Genomic DNA, 14,202 nt, shown 5'->3' on the forward strand with positions numbered 1-14,202 from the left:
GGTTGAAGCGGGCACAAGGAAGGCTTATAATGGTTTTACTAAGAAGAAACAGGAGTAAGAACTATGATACTCAGTGTCAGCAGGCGGACTGATATTCCACAATTTTATTCGGATTGGTTTTTTAACAGGCTGAAGGAAGGGTACCTTTATGTAAAAAATCCCATGAACAGCCATCAGATCAGCCGGATCGACCTATCTCCGGAGCAGGTGGAGCTTATGGTATTCTGGACGAAAAATCCGGAGCCTATGATGGAACGAATCCGGGAGCTTCAAAGCATCCCTTTCTATATCCAGTTTACATTGACAGGATATGGAAATGATATTGAGCCTGGACTGCCGGATAAAAGGCATTTGGTTGATATTTTCCGGGAAACGGCAGAAAAAGTGGGAAAAGACCGTATGGTCTGGCGATATGATCCCATATTCCTTAACTGCCGTTACAGGGAGGAATACCATTTGCGGGCCTTTGAAGAAATAGCCAGAGGCGTCTGCGGGTCTGCGGAAAAAGTTGTGATCAGTTTTCTGGACAAGTATGGAAAAACAGAACGCAACATGAAGGGAATCCCGGTAGAAGAATTGGATGAAGAAGGGATGAAAAGGCTGGGCAAAGAACTTTCGGCGATTGCAGGTACTTACGGGCTCAGGATTGAAGCGTGTGCGGAAAAAGCTGATTTAAGTTCTGTTGGGATTTCGCGAGGAAGCTGCATTGACCCAGCTATGGCAGAATACTTAATAGGCGGTCCGGTATGCAGGAAGAAGGATAAAAATCAAAGAATAGAATGTGGCTGCATGGAAAGCGTCGAGGTGGGAACTTATGACACCTGCCTGGCCGGGTGTAAGTATTGCTATGCCAATGACAGTGCGGAGGCAGTGAAAAGGAGACGCACATTGTACGATGAACATAGCCCGCTGCTGTGCGGAAGGGTGGAAGAAGGAGACAGGATTTCGGAGCGGAAAGGAAGGTCTGTCCGGAAGGACCCGACACTACCTTTCCTGTGAATCATTATCATCATTAAAACTACAGGTTTCAAAAGGATTACTATTATTGGAGGTTTCCCAAATGTATGAATTAAATCAGGTCAGCACAAATAGTTATTATGTTCAAAGCCCGGCAAAGATTGGCATTGTGAAGCTTAACGATACGGACGTATGCCTTATTGACAGCGGAAGCGACAAGGATGCTGGGCGGAAGGTACGGCAGATACTGGACGCCAATGGCTGGCGGCTGACAGCAATTTATAATACCCATTCAAATGTCGATCATATCGGAGGCAATAAGTATTTACAGAATCAAACCGGATGCAAGGTTTATGCTCCTGGTATTGAATGCGACTTTACGAACCATACCATCCTTGAACCGTCTTTCCTGTATGGCGGGTTCCCGCCAAAGGACTTAAGGCACAAATTCCTGATGGCCCAGGAAAGCAGTGCAGAACACCTTACAGAGAAGGTTCTTCCAAATGGGATGAATGTACTTCCTCTTCCCGGCCATTTTTTTGATATGGTGGGTTATAGAGATATGGATGACGTCGTTTATTTAGCAGACTGCCTGTCGAGCAAAGAAACTCTGGAAAAATACCAGATCGGGTTTATCTATGATGTATCCGCTTACCTTAACACCTTGGAAATGGTAAAGACCTTGAAAGCAAAGGTTTTTATCCCCGCCCACGCAGAAGCAACCGATGATATCGCCCCGCTTGCTCAGATCAACATTGATAAGGTACATGAAATAGCAGTTGAGATACTTGGGATTTGTAAAGAGCCGGTTATCTTTGAAAGGGTTTTACAGCAGCTTTTCAATGACTATAGTCTGGTAATGAATTTTGAACAATATGTACTCGTTGGCAGCACTGTACGCTCATATCTTTCCTGGCTAAAGGATACCGGGCGAATTGAAGTGATTTTCGAAAATGGACAGCTGCTTTGGAAAGCATTGGAATAAGGGGGGATTTAAATGGTACTGTTGGTAGTAGATGCACAGGATATGATTGTTACAAATGAACTATTTCAATATGAAACCTTTGTAAATAACATGAAGCAATTAATTCGTTTAGCAAGAACCAAGGGCATAGAGATTATCTACGTTCGCCATGATGATGGTTTTGAGCTGACTAAGGGCATAAAAGGATTTGAAATATTTGAACAATTTGCTCCAATGAATGAGGAAAAAATCTTTGATAAACATGTTAATAGTGCATTTAAGGATACGGGATTGCTAGAATACTTACACTCTAAAAACGAAAATACCATTATGATTACTGGTTTGCAAACCGATTACTGCATAGATGCAACAATAAAATGCGGTTTTGAACATGGATTTGAAATTGTTGTTCCGGCTTATTGCAATACGACTGTTGATAATGAGTATATGACGGCGGAACAATCCTACAAATATTATAATGAGAATATGTGGAATTCCAGATATTCAAGGTGTGTAAGCTTTAACCAGGCATGTGATTTGTTTTAAGGATTTTACTGAGAATTATGTTTTTTTGACATAATTTAGAAAACTTGTCTTGACAAGAGGGGAGAAATCTTGTAGAATTATTCGTGTTGCAGGTGGTTATGCCCAGATAGCTCAGTTGGTAGAGCAGAGGACTGAAAATCCTCGTGTCGCTGGTTCGATTCCGGCTTTGGGCATTGTGCTTTTCAAAGCACTTTTGAAAAACTTCAGAAATTCCTTGCGGGTGTAGTTCAATGGTAGAACACCAGCCTTCCAAGCTGGATACGTGGGTTCGATTCCCATCACCCGCTTTAACTAAAGAAACCTATTTTTGGCAATAGTCAAGAATGGGTTTCTTTTTATTTCGTGACCTTTCGCCCCTTAAAGATCTGACTTTATACACCACCATGAATTATTTATGACATTAAAAGGCCAATTTAAAACAGCTTGTTCATAATAGCATAATAAATCTTGTACAATAAAATGAATATACATTTCTCCCTGTGAATCGAAAGCCCTCCAAGTCTGTGGAAAGCCGGTAAAGAGTTATGAATTTTCTCTCGTATTCGATTGTGCAGAATCGGCGGGGGTTTTGTTATATATTTTTACAGTACATATTAAGGAGGATTTTTTATGAGTTATGAAAGCAAACCATCTCAGTTCACCTGGGAATCCCTTGGAAATATTGATGAGGGAAGAAAAAATATGGGCTCTGATGTACCGGTGCTTGTTTACCGTCTGCTGCAATACACCTTAAAGGATATCCTGGCCCGTGAATATGACGAGGAGACTTCCAGCCGCCTGTTTAGGGCTGCCGGGCATTTGGCGGGCAAAGAACTGGCAAAAAATGTACTTGATCTTTCGGGTGATTTTGATTTCTTCATCGCCAACTTAACCAATAAGCTGATGGAGTTAAAGATTGGTATTCTGCGCATGGAACGAGTGGATATGGATTCCCTGTCATTTACTCTGACCGTTTCAGAGGATCTGGATTGTTCCGGCCTTCCCATATCAGGAAAGACGGTTTGTGATTATGATGAAGGCTTTATTGCGGGGATTTTGGAAGTCTACAGTGGTTGTCAGTTTCGTGTGAAAGAGATTGATTGCTGGTCTACCGGGGACAGAACCTGCCGGTTTGCAGCTGAGAGTCTGGGATAAGGATCAGCTGGAGTTGAAGTATGAGCCGTAATAAGGAGGCAGGGGATGAACCAGGAAGATCATACGATGCTTATGACAATACAGAATTTATTTGAGAACCTGTTGTCCGGGAAACAATGTGATATTGTGGAGTCAGATGACGCTGCGCCGGAATGGCAGAAACTAATTGGACAGATCAATCAATTGATTCAAGATATCAATGAAGTGAACCACCTGGCGATTGACTTATCGGAGGGAAGGCTGAATGGAACACTTCCTTCCAGGAGTAATTATCTGTCTGGCTCCCTTAAGCAGCTGCACTCGCGGCTCTCTGTTCTGACCCAGAGCGGGAAACTGCTTAAAGAAGGATATGTGGTCAGCAAGCTTGAGTATTCTGGAGAATTATTTGATATGTTTAACGATTTGATTGACCGGGTTGCAGACGCATCGATAAGAGATAACGGGGAGGCAGCCGGTAAGATTCCAGCTCCTGTCAGCAGCTGGCGTTATCATCAAATCCTTCAGGCGCTTGATCTCCTTCATATTTCCGTATTAGAGGTAGACTTTGGTGGACATGTGGTATATGCCAATCGCCCTGCGAAACGGATATTGGGAGATATTGAAAATCTGACGATTCAACAGGTACAGGGTAATGTCCTGTTGACGTTGATCACAGAGCTTGGTGAGCAGGATAACTTTCCGGTTTTTCGTGAAGTTTATGATGACAGCAATAACACATGGTATCGGATTATGTCAAACAGGTGCATGCTGCCCAATGGTCAGGTGCTGTACCTGTATGTTATCGAGGATGTCAGTGATTGGAAAACCAGAGAACACCGCTTGCAGATGACTGCGTCGACAGATATCATGACGGGTGCATATAACCGGGAAACAGGGCTGAAGGAACTGGAAAAGACCTTGTTATACAGCGATGTTCCAAGTTGCCTGGTCTTTATTGACATTGACAACTTAAAGGTAATCAATGATACATACGGTCACGATGAAGGTGATTATACCATTAAGAGCATTGCGAAGGTGATTTTACACACTGTTCGCAGCTCGGATGTTGTCTGCCGGTATGGCGGCGATGAATTTTTCATCATCTTTAAAAACTGTATGGAGAATACTGCTGAAAAAATCATAGAAAGAATGCACTGTGTACTGAAAAATCTGGAATGCACAGCTTCAAAGCCCTACGGAGTGTCGTTTAGCCACGGCAGTTTGTCGTTTGACTCCGAATCTGGATATACTACGTCAAATCTTTTGCAGGAAGCGGACCGAAGAATGTACGCATGCAAAAAAAACAAAAAGAAAGAGCAGATTTAACCTCATCAAGCAGCGAAGAGGATATCCGATTGTATAACCGGAATTATAAAGCGGGGCAAGGCAGCAGAAAGCGGCTTGCCCCGCTTCTTTTTCATCCTTTCTGGTTTTCGCTCAACCTGGGAATATGGATTCTGACCAGGAATGTCTTGTTTTTAAAATCCTCTTCATATATAACAAAACCACCTAAACCTTCTGCAATTTGTTCTACGATTCTAAGCCCCAGTCCATGACATTGCTTTTCTGGCTTTGTTGTAAGGAATTTTCCGTTATGCACATGCGATTTGCCGTTATAGGAATTGACCACCTGAAGCGTGACCCACTTCAGCTCGTTAGTACTGACAATATCTATAAACCGATCTGAAACCGGGACCTTATAGCATGCTTCCACAGCATTATTGATAAAATTCGAAAAAATACGGACTGCATCAATTGTAGACAACCCCGTGTTGCGGGGAAGAGATACGTTTGATGAGAGGCGAATTTTATTTTCTTCACAAATATTAGAAAGATCCTGAAGCATGGCGTCCAGAATAACACTATCGGAATATTTTTTATGGACAACCACTTTTTTCTGCATCTCTTCAAACATATCATCAATCAGAAGAAGAGCCTTTTCATTATCATTTGTCCGGATCAATGATTTTAATACTACCATCATGGATCGGTAGTCATGCTTGAAGGCCCGGAAGCTTTCCGTGTATTTCTGATATGATTTGTAATGCCGCACCTGCCGTTCGTACTGCTCCTCCAGCATTTCCATTCTCCATTGGTACTCCTGCAGTTCCGTACTCCGGATCGATTGGTAAATGGCGTAGATGAGCATGCCAATGGTAAGGACATAAGCTCCTAAGCCAATATTTACATACCACCTGCCGTAAGGAGATAAGATGTTACCGGATGAAAATATATCAAAAGGAAATAAATCACGTCCGGAATTAATGACAACCAAATTGGCTGCAGCTGTAATCTCATAAGTAACGACATATTTAAGCTGATTGCGGTTATACAAAAAGAGCTTTAGCTTGTCATCGGGGAGAATGGTCTTATATAAAATAGTAAGGAATAAAAGTACTAAAGGAAGGACCAAAACGGTACTTGCATAGTAAGTCTCTATATTAGAAAGATCTTGGCCGCCGAAAATAATCGCACTGATTACTGCCAGTATGCCGCGGAAGCAGTAAGCGTTTAACACCGAAAAGCTTCCGCCATAGACTGCCTGCAGCCAGTCCATACCAGTGGAAAAGCGTAGCCCTATGGACATGGCAATCATGATTACTGGAAGCCTTAGCCATCGTATACCTAATGGGGTTAAGTAGATATACGATGAGGCGATAATTGCCAGAATAAGCATAACTTGAATAGGCCTTTTCTTTTGCATAGGAAAAAGCTTACGGTAGTAAAACAGAAAAAAATAATAATACAGGAGAACTACCGGAATAACAATATAGATCATAGCTTCTCCTTCTTCTAAGATAAACTTTTGGAAGTGTAAATATGAAAACGTGAAATATAATCAGAAAATGCCTTTTTCAGGGATTGAACGTAAGTGACTCCTACTGGAACTGTTTCTCCGGTTTTTAACTGGACGGTCTGCTGCCTAAAAGTCACGATATAGGGCAGATGAATCAGGTAAGAACGGTGCGACCGCACAAAGTCTTTTCCGGAAAGCCTTTTTTCTATGCGTTCCATGCTGCCGTAGAATTTTGCCGTTTTTCCATCGCTGTAATGTACCGTCACAATTCTTTGCCAAATTTCAAAATAGGAGATTTGATGGATAGGGACTGCGGTTGTCTTGCCGTCAAATTCAAAAGTAAATAATTCATCATCTTTTTTTGAAGCAAGCTCTGCTGCCTTCAGGAAAACTTCCTCAAACTTTTCTGCACTTGTATTATCTTTTAAAAGATATTGAAGAGCATTTACATCAAATGCCTCATAAACATAGTCTTCATAACTTGTTAAAAAGACGATTTGTGCTTTGCAGTCGCAATCCCGCAGCTTACGGGCCGTCTCCAGCCCATCTGTTTTGCCCATCATGACATCTAAAAATATAATATCTGTTTGTTCAGGGGCTTCGGAAAAATGAAAAAGCAAGGATTCTCCGCTTAGATAACTGGAAACCTGGATCTTTATCTGATGCTTCTCTGCAATTTGGGAAATTAACTCCGCGTATTGATTGATCGCACATCGGTTGTCATCGCATAATGCTATTTTCAGCATATTTTGTTTAACTCCCTTCTTCATAAAAAACTAGTTATTAATTGTCTATTATGATCCTCTCTTCCTATTACCCCACCTATTTTTATTGTCCAGCTCATTTCCTTTTATTTTGGGAAATGCCAGATTGTCCAAAGGGGCTTATCATTTGTTTAGACCTTACGGTTATATGATAATATTTAGGATTGGATACGTCAAGTGATTAATCCTAAACAATTGTCTGTAACCAAAATTATAGTAATAATGGTATATTTTTTACTTATCTGTTATAATAATAACTGGATGTTTCTGAGCTTTTTTGGATACTTTTACAGGACAACAACGCAAAGCGATGATTATAGAGTCCATGCTTGAAGCCGCTTTACAGATATTCACAGCACCAGTTTACGTCTATTATGTTCCGGGGCAGATGAAGGCGTTTCTTGACCATTTTGGGTACCAAAGGATGGCTCATCAGCCGAGAAAGGAAATGTTTCATAAGCAGGTTCTTATCATTTCTACGGCCGCAGGTGCAGGAACCAGGTCTGCACTGAGGGATTTAAAGGATAGCATGACCTTTTGGGGCATTTCGCATATTTATACATTTGGAAGGAATGTCTATGGAAGCGATTGGGATACGGTGGCTGGCAAAAGGAAGGCAAAGCTGCAAAAGAAAATTGACAGGCTTTCGGATAAAATCAAAGGAAAAAACAAACTGGTAACTCCTTCTTTGAAGATTAAAACTCTATTTTATGCCATGAGGTTTATGCACAAACAGTTTCATTTTAACCCTGCGGATGTGAATTACTGGGAATCTTTGGGATGGTTTGAAAAGGAAAGGCCATGGTGATTCGGATTTATTAACTCTTTGATCCGAATTCATTTGGATTTTCCAATATTGCGAATATCCCATTGACTCGGACAGCCATGCTCTTGTATCTTGTTAAAAATAAGAATAATTCTCATTTATGTAACAATGTCACTGAGACATTGCCTTATAACCGTTATAATGAGACCATCGTTATAAGAATAATTTAAATGAGAAGGAGATGCTGAAATGAGCATATTTAACTTTTTTTCTAACCATTCGGATTTTGCTTCCGGAGTTGAGCAGGCAAACAACACGTCCAATGCAGTATTGCTGGATGTACGTACGGTACAGGAATATGCCAATGGTCATGTTCCTGGCAGTGTTAATATGCCGCTGGATCGTTTGGAATCCATTAAGCTTAACAAAAATAATCCGGTATTTGTTTATTGCCGCAGCGGAGCCCGCAGCAGACAGGCCTGCCGTTACCTGCGGACCTATGGTTATTCTGTTACAGATATAGGCGGAATCGCGGATTACCGCGGCAAACTGGAAAAGGGAACATAACTGCATGCCAGGTTCTTATCACCTGCTGGCGCATCATTGCCTGTTGCCGCATTCTTTCCTCTGGGAGTATATGGGAAGGTGGTCTGGCTTTTGATATCCATGATGGTTTTGGGAATCGGGCATATTGGTATTCATCTGCAGCATCACAGGGAAATGGACGGTAACGGCAATGGATAAAATTGAAGAATTAGTAAATGGGTTAAGAAATCAAGATAATGATTATGCTTATCAATGCCTGAAACAGCTTGAGGAGGAATGTGGCAGTTCCGATTCTGTTTACCCCTATTTTGACGCTATCACGGAAATGCTTTATGACCCAAACTCATATGTCAGAACCAGGGGCATCATCCTGATTGCCGCCAATGCCAAATGGGACAGGGACAACCGGATTGACGAAATAATCGATGAGCTTTTGATGCATGTAATGAACGAGAAGCCTGTCACGGCAAGACAGTGCATTAAGGTTCTTCCTCAGATTGCCGCAAGCAAGCACCATTTGGCTGATTGCATCATCGATGCGCTGGAATCTGCCAATCCGCAAAGATATAAAACCAGTATGCAATCACTGATTTGCAAAGATATTCAAAATGCACTGAAAAGCATTAATCGTGTTCAGCGAAAAATATAAACATGCCATCAAACCTGTAAAAATTATGATGATTTTAATACGGAGCCTCGCTCCATGACTGGATCCCAGTCATGGAGCGAGGCTCTCTTTTCGTTATGAAAAGGACTTGTTCATCGCCTTCTGCGCTGCTATTGGGGCAGATTTTTAAGGAATGCAAGTAAACTTGTATGCAATCCTCCAGCCGGAGCATTTTTTGGGATAATATGGCATTTATTTGTGAAAAAAATCAGAAGTACGCCAAAAGATTAATAATTAATGTAGAAAATGCTAATAAAATAGTTGATTTTAGAAAATGAATGTGATATATTTTACAAAGTAAATAAATAGAAAATGATTGTAATAACGCATATTTCGAGTACTGATATGCATTTTGCGGGATACTGATGTGCAATCCTGATAAGTGCTTGTGTGCAATTGGATACAACAGTTTTCATAGGGAGGCAAAAGAGTGATGGAAGTAGAAGTAGAAGTAGGAAAAGGTGACCAGAGGAGCGACATCTATAACCAGCTGCGCATGCAAATATTGAATTTGGATATTCGGCCAGGTGAACGCCTGAGTGAAAATATTCTGTCCAGCCAGATGAATGCCAGCCGGACGATGGTGAGAGATGCACTTTCCCGACTGGTAGAGGAAGGATATATCGTCGTTTATCCTCAGAGAGGAACTGAGGTCACGCTGCTTGACAGCGAACGAATCAGGCAGGCCGTTTTTTCTCATAATGTGCTGGAACAGGCAATCATTGAAGAGATCTGCCGCCAGGGTCTTACAAAATCTCAGCTCGAACAGCTGGAAGAGGTCCTTAATTATCAGAAATTCGAGGTAAATAAAGATAATCCCATTGATTTTCTGATCGTGGAGCAGCAGCTTCATTATCTGCTTTCTACCTTTTGCGGCCATGAGTATGTCTGGGAGGTTTTCCGGACCATGGATTGTGATTTGCTGCGTTTGAATTATCTTCAGTATACAACATTTAACTATAAGACAGACATGTCTTCCCTGACGAGCCTTGAACACGTCCAGGTGGAGGGACGTCTTTTGCTTGATAATCTAAAGCGCAGGGATGCAGAAGCCGCATGCCTGATCTGTGCCAATCATTTTAATTCGGTTCTTTGGAATGCGGGAACGCTTCGGGGAATCTATCCACAGTTCTTTTCCGGACAGGCGTAAAAACCAGCCCGGATGGAAATAAATATTTATTATGATGAACGCCCTGAGGGCATACCTTTTTGCCCAATAAGCATGGGCAGAAAAGATGAAAGGAGTATGGGAAAAAGATCTGAGAGAGACTGCCGCCTTAAGGGAGCGGCAAAGGAGTTTGCATTGTATGGAGAATAAAAAGTCATAGGAGGTATTACTTTGGAGTACATTATTGGAATCATTTTATTAATTTCGTTCTTTGGCCTGGCGTATTACTGTATCAAGGGTCATAACCTGATGATCGGCTTCCTGCTGATTACGCTTCTTTGGACCATCCTTCCAATCGGAGGAACATTTTTTGCAAGTGAGTCATTCCTGACGTCTAATCCAATCCTGCAGTTTGGAAAAGACAACACACTGATTGCCGCTTTAAACAAGATTTATCAATCTGCCCCTGAAGGTTGGGGAACCACTCTGGTTAACGTTTGCTGGGGTGCCTGGTTTGGCCGCGTGCTTATGGATACCGGAATTGCTTCCACGCTGATCCGTAAGACTGTTGAATTAGGCGGAGATAAGCCATTTGTTACAGTGGCTCTGTTAAACATTGTTACGGCTTTGATCTTCACTGCCATGACAGGAGCCGGCCCGGTTATCGCAATCGGCGTTATCGTGCTTCCGATTCTTATGTCTTTGGGTATTCCAAAATCTGTCGCACTGTTTACTTTTATGGGTTCTGTTGCATCCGGTATTTACTTAAACCCGGTAAACTTTGCACAGTACCGTGCTTTCTTTATTAAACCAGAAGAGATGCCAGAGTTCACCCTCGGCTGGTATGCATCACACTGGGGCTATGCTGCCCTGGTTATCATGCTGGTTGCAACAACCGTACTTGCTGCATTCTATTTAAAGCGTGCAAAAACCGTACATGCATGGGCTGCTCAGACCCGCAGCACAGCATCTGAACAGAAGAATGCTCCTTTTTACACACTGCTTCTTCCTGTTGTACCGGTTGTTCTTAAGATCTGGCTGGATTTCTCCGTAATCGGCGGTTTTGTAATCGCAGGATTCCTGGCTCTGTTCCTTTGCGGAAGAATGAATGGGACGTTCAAGGAGAACTGCCAGCTTGTTAACAAGCTGTTCTATGATGGTGTAGTTGATACCGCTCCGCTAGTAGGATTCCTTCTTACTCTTCCTATGTTTAACCAGGTAGCAGCTTATGCTTCTCCTTATTTCAAGGTGATTTTAGGCAACGTAATGCCAAAGAGTGAGATCGTTGTCTGTATCGTGTTCGCTGTTCTGCTTTGCATGGGATTGTTCCGTGGACCGATGACCCTGGTTGGATGTGGAGCCGCAACCCTTGGCGTGTTGTCCAATGTTGCTTCCTTTTCTGTACCGTTCTTATATGCGGTATTCGCTATTCCGACAATTACAGTAAATATCGGAAGCTGTATCACCCAGTCATGGGTTGCATGGGGACTTGCTTATACAAAGGTTGAATCAAGAGATTTTTTAAAGCTATCCATCCCCAACGCATATCTTGCCGGCGTGCTGCAGTATGTCGCAACCTTTATTATGTTGGGCGGACTTGGAGCCGCATGGTTCCTTTCATAACAAGCACAGCCTTAATATTGAAAACCCGAACTCTTCAAACTTAAGAAAGATCACCCATAGGTCCGGGCGCGCCTTTGCGCACCCGGACGCTTTTCACAATTCATCTGAATGAGAGAATAAATATTGTTAAAACTAAGGTGCAAACACCTAACAAGTATACCTTTATGCCAGAATGCGTGGCTAGGAAATGGAAAGGAATGGAAAATTAATGGCAGAACGAATACACAGACCGGTTCGTATGGGAATTGACGTAGGCGGTACCTATACCAAATGCGTTGCAATGGATAACGATACCCATGATATTATCGGAAAAAACGAAGTAAAAACGACACATGACCACAAAGACGGCGTTGCTGCCGGAGTTGTGCAGAGCTTTAAGAACTGCATGAACGAAAATAATATCTCTCCGGAAGATGTGGTTTTCGTGGCTCACTCCACCACCCAGGCTACCAATGCCTTTATCGAGGGCGATGTGGCAAGCGTCGGAGTCGTAGGAGTAGCAGGGGGTGGTCTTGAGGGCTTTCTGGCAAAGCGCCAGCTGGCTTTAAAAAACATTGTGCTGGATGAAAAAGTCGGCCGTATGATCAAAGTGTATAATACCTTTATTAAGAAAAAAATGCTGACAGAAGATATCATCAATAAGAACATCGATGATCTGCTTGCCCAGGGCTCTCAGGTAATGGTGGCTTCCATGGCCTTTGGCGTGGACAGTATGGGGGAAGAGCAGATGATCCATGACTGCGCAAAGAAGAAAAATGTGCCTGTAACAATGGCTTCCGATATTACAAAACTTTACGGACTTACCCGCCGTACCCGTACGGCGGCAATCAATGCCTCCATTCTGCCGAAGATGATGATGACTGCAAATGCAACAGAAACCTCAGTAAAATCTGCGGGCGTCAACGTGCCCTTAATGATTATGAGAGGTGACGGCGGTGTTATGGAGATCGGTGAAATGAGAAAGCGTCCGATCCTGACTGCACTATCCGGTCCGGCAGCATCGGTTATGGGTTCCCTCATGTATCTTCGTGCTTCCAATGCCATCTATTTTGAGGTTGGAGGTACTACCACCAACATCGGGGTCATCAAAAACGGCCGTCCTGGTGTGGATTATGCAAAAATCGGGGGTCACGACACCTATATCAACTCTCTGGATGTCCGGATCTTAGGCTGCGCGGGCGGTTCCATGGTCCGTGTCAATGATAAATGTGTGGTAGATGTAGGCCCTCGTTCCGCTCATATCGCCGGCTGTGAATATGCCTGCTTTATGCCGGAAGATGAGATCGTTGATCCACAGATCGAAATGGTAAGCCCAAAACCAGGGGATCCGGGTGACTATGTGACCCTGCGGTTAAAGAATGGAAAGCGCATCTGCTTTACCAATACGGATGCTGCAAACGTCCTGGGCTTAATTGATGAAAAATATTTTGCCCATGGCAATGCAAATTCCGCCAGAAAGGCCATGCAGCCTGTTGCTGATAAGCTTGGCATAACAGTAGAAGAACTGGCTACCCAGATTCTGGATAAGGACTTTGAAAAGATCAATGCCTGCATCAACTCTCTGGCTGAAAAGTACAAGTTAGATCATGACAGCATGAAACTGGTTGGCTGCGGCGGCGGTGCTGCTTCCCTGGTTCCTTACTGCGCCGGCAAGATGGGACTGCAGTACAGCATCCCGGAAAATGCGGAAGTAATTTCTTCCATAGGCGTGGCGCTGTCCATGGTTCGTGACGTGGTAGAGCGTGTCATTCCAAACCCAACACAGGAAGACATCCGCGAGCTGAAAAAAGAGGCGGCAGATCTGGCAGTCAGCTCAGGCGCTTCTCCTGATTCAGTAGAGATCCATATAGAGATCGACAGCCAGACAGGAAAGGTGACGGCCATAGCCACAGGATCCACAGAAGTAAAGACCACAGATCTTTTAAAGGCCTGCGAGGAGCCGGAGGCTTGCGAGCTTGCTATACAGGATTTCGGTCCCAAGATCTGCAATGTGGAATTGGCTGAGATGACAGACAAGTTTTATGTTTATAAAGGAGAAAAAGACGGTAAAACACCTCTGCGTATCGTAGACAGCAAGGGATTCATTAAAGTTCAGTGTTCCGACGGTGTTGTAGAGAAATGTAAGGCAAAGGATTACGAAGAGGTTGTGGAAAAGCTTTGGAAGGAGAACGCCGTGTTTAAGACGGATACCGTGCTGCGTCCGGATTTCTTTGTATGTTTCGGACCCAGGGTATGCGACTACAGTGCAGTGGATTTAGAGCAGGTTATGCTTCTTATGAATCTGGACCTAGGTGACCGGGAGCCAGAGGAAGATGTCCTGATCATAGCTTCCGTACAGGAGATTTAATCGA

13 protein-coding genes and 2 tRNA genes are annotated in these 14,202 nt (G+C 43.1%); 13 read left to right on the forward strand and 2 right to left on the reverse strand.

The window, feature by feature from the left end:
- Window positions 1-63: 63 nt before the first annotated feature.
- From H171_RS21180 to H171_RS21210, 7 genes are all read left to right on the forward strand, one after another.
- Window positions 64-999: a DUF1848 domain-containing protein gene (locus H171_RS21180; protein WP_100306897.1), complete on the forward strand. Its 936-nt coding sequence runs from the start codon at window positions 64-66 to the stop codon at window positions 997-999.
- A gap of 61 nt (window positions 1,000-1,060) precedes the next feature.
- A complete protein-coding gene (locus H171_RS21185; protein WP_100306898.1) occupies window positions 1,061-1,942 on the forward strand; it encodes an MBL fold metallo-hydrolase in 882 nt (293 codons plus the stop codon).
- Window positions 1,943-1,954: 12 nt separating this feature from the next.
- Window positions 1,955-2,467: a cysteine hydrolase family protein gene (locus tag H171_RS21190; RefSeq protein WP_100306899.1), complete on the forward strand. Its 513-nt coding sequence runs from the start codon at window positions 1,955-1,957 to the stop codon at window positions 2,465-2,467.
- Window positions 2,468-2,567: 100 nt separating this feature from the next.
- Window positions 2,568-2,640 (forward strand) — tRNA-Phe (locus H171_RS21195).
- Window positions 2,641-2,683: 43 nt separating this feature from the next.
- Window positions 2,684-2,754: transfer RNA gene (locus H171_RS21200), tRNA-Gly, on the forward strand.
- A gap of 322 nt (window positions 2,755-3,076) precedes the next feature.
- Window positions 3,077-3,601 carry a V4R domain-containing protein gene (locus tag H171_RS21205; protein WP_100306900.1) on the forward strand — a complete coding sequence of 175 codons (525 nt, stop codon included), beginning with the start codon at window positions 3,077-3,079 and terminating at the stop codon, window positions 3,599-3,601.
- Between the two features lie 45 nt (window positions 3,602-3,646).
- Window positions 3,647-4,906 carry a sensor domain-containing diguanylate cyclase gene (locus tag H171_RS21210; protein ID WP_100306901.1) on the forward strand — a complete coding sequence of 420 codons (1,260 nt, stop codon included), beginning with the start codon at window positions 3,647-3,649 and terminating at the stop codon, window positions 4,904-4,906.
- Window positions 4,907-4,997: 91 nt separating this feature from the next.
- Here the strand turns inward: H171_RS21210 and H171_RS21215 are convergent, their stop codons facing one another.
- Window positions 4,998-6,359, reverse strand: coding sequence for a sensor histidine kinase (locus tag H171_RS21215; protein ID WP_100306902.1), 1,362 nt, complete (start codon window positions 6,357-6,359; stop codon window positions 4,998-5,000).
- A gap of 14 nt (window positions 6,360-6,373) precedes the next feature.
- On the reverse strand, window positions 6,374-7,123 hold the full coding sequence (locus H171_RS21220; protein ID WP_100307614.1) for a LytR/AlgR family response regulator transcription factor: 750 nt from the start codon (window positions 7,121-7,123) through the stop codon (window positions 6,374-6,376).
- Window positions 7,124-7,418: 295 nt separating this feature from the next.
- On the opposite strand from H171_RS21220, the gene H171_RS21225 reads away from it, so the two are divergent.
- The 6 genes from H171_RS21225 to H171_RS21250 all read left to right on the forward strand — a co-directional run bounded on the left by H171_RS21225 (window position 7,419) and on the right by H171_RS21250 (window position 14,198).
- Entirely contained in the window at window positions 7,419-7,949 is a 531-nt protein-coding gene (locus H171_RS21225; RefSeq protein ID WP_157803202.1) for an NAD(P)H-dependent oxidoreductase, read from the forward strand.
- Window positions 7,950-8,156: 207 nt separating this feature from the next.
- The gene (locus tag H171_RS21230) at window positions 8,157-8,474 is read left to right on the forward strand and encodes a rhodanese-like domain-containing protein (RefSeq protein ID WP_100306904.1); all 318 of its coding nucleotides are present in this window, start codon (window positions 8,157-8,159) and stop codon (window positions 8,472-8,474) included.
- 169 nt (window positions 8,475-8,643) lie between these two features.
- Window positions 8,644-9,102, forward strand: a complete 459-nt coding sequence (locus H171_RS21235) for a SufBD protein (protein WP_100306905.1) — start codon at window positions 8,644-8,646, stop codon at window positions 9,100-9,102.
- A gap of 451 nt (window positions 9,103-9,553) precedes the next feature.
- Window positions 9,554-10,270, forward strand: a complete 717-nt coding sequence (locus H171_RS21240; protein WP_100306906.1) for a GntR family transcriptional regulator — start codon at window positions 9,554-9,556, stop codon at window positions 10,268-10,270.
- Window positions 10,271-10,459: 189 nt separating this feature from the next.
- Window positions 10,460-11,851, forward strand: coding sequence for a citrate transporter (locus H171_RS21245; RefSeq protein WP_100306907.1), 1,392 nt, complete (start codon window positions 10,460-10,462; stop codon window positions 11,849-11,851).
- A 208-nt stretch (window positions 11,852-12,059) separates the two neighbouring features.
- Entirely contained in the window at window positions 12,060-14,198 is a 2,139-nt protein-coding gene (locus H171_RS21250) for a hydantoinase/oxoprolinase family protein (protein WP_100306908.1), read from the forward strand.
- The last annotated feature ends 4 nt before the right edge of the window (window positions 14,199-14,202 follow it).

Source organism: [Clostridium] celerecrescens 18A (assembly GCF_002797975.1).
In the GTDB taxonomy this organism is placed as follows: Bacteria; Bacillota; Clostridia; order Lachnospirales; family Lachnospiraceae; genus Lacrimispora; species Lacrimispora celerecrescens.

Excerpts from the sequence above, each read along its gene's own strand:
- H171_RS21180 (WP_100306897.1), top strand. The coding sequence starts at position 64 with ATGATACTCAGTGTCAGCAGGCGGACTGATATTCCACAATTTTATTCG.
- H171_RS21185 (WP_100306898.1), top strand. The coding sequence starts at position 1,061 with ATGTATGAATTAAATCAGGTCAGCACAAATAGTTATTATGTTCAAAGC.
- H171_RS21190 (WP_100306899.1), top strand. The coding sequence starts at position 1,955 with ATGGTACTGTTGGTAGTAGATGCACAGGATATGATTGTTACAAATGAA.
- H171_RS21205 (WP_100306900.1), top strand. The coding sequence starts at position 3,077 with ATGAGTTATGAAAGCAAACCATCTCAGTTCACCTGGGAATCCCTTGGA.
- H171_RS21210 (WP_100306901.1), top strand. The coding sequence starts at position 3,647 with ATGAACCAGGAAGATCATACGATGCTTATGACAATACAGAATTTATTT.
- H171_RS21215 (WP_100306902.1), bottom strand. The coding sequence starts at position 6,359 with ATGATCTATATTGTTATTCCGGTAGTTCTCCTGTATTATTATTTTTTT.
- H171_RS21220 (WP_100307614.1), bottom strand. The coding sequence starts at position 7,123 with ATGCTGAAAATAGCATTATGCGATGACAACCGATGTGCGATCAATCAA.
- H171_RS21230 (WP_100306904.1), top strand. The coding sequence starts at position 8,157 with ATGAGCATATTTAACTTTTTTTCTAACCATTCGGATTTTGCTTCCGGA.
- H171_RS21235 (WP_100306905.1), top strand. The coding sequence starts at position 8,644 with ATGGATAAAATTGAAGAATTAGTAAATGGGTTAAGAAATCAAGATAAT.
- H171_RS21240 (WP_100306906.1), top strand. The coding sequence starts at position 9,554 with ATGGAAGTAGAAGTAGAAGTAGGAAAAGGTGACCAGAGGAGCGACATC.
- H171_RS21250 (WP_100306908.1), top strand. The coding sequence starts at position 12,060 with ATGGCAGAACGAATACACAGACCGGTTCGTATGGGAATTGACGTAGGC.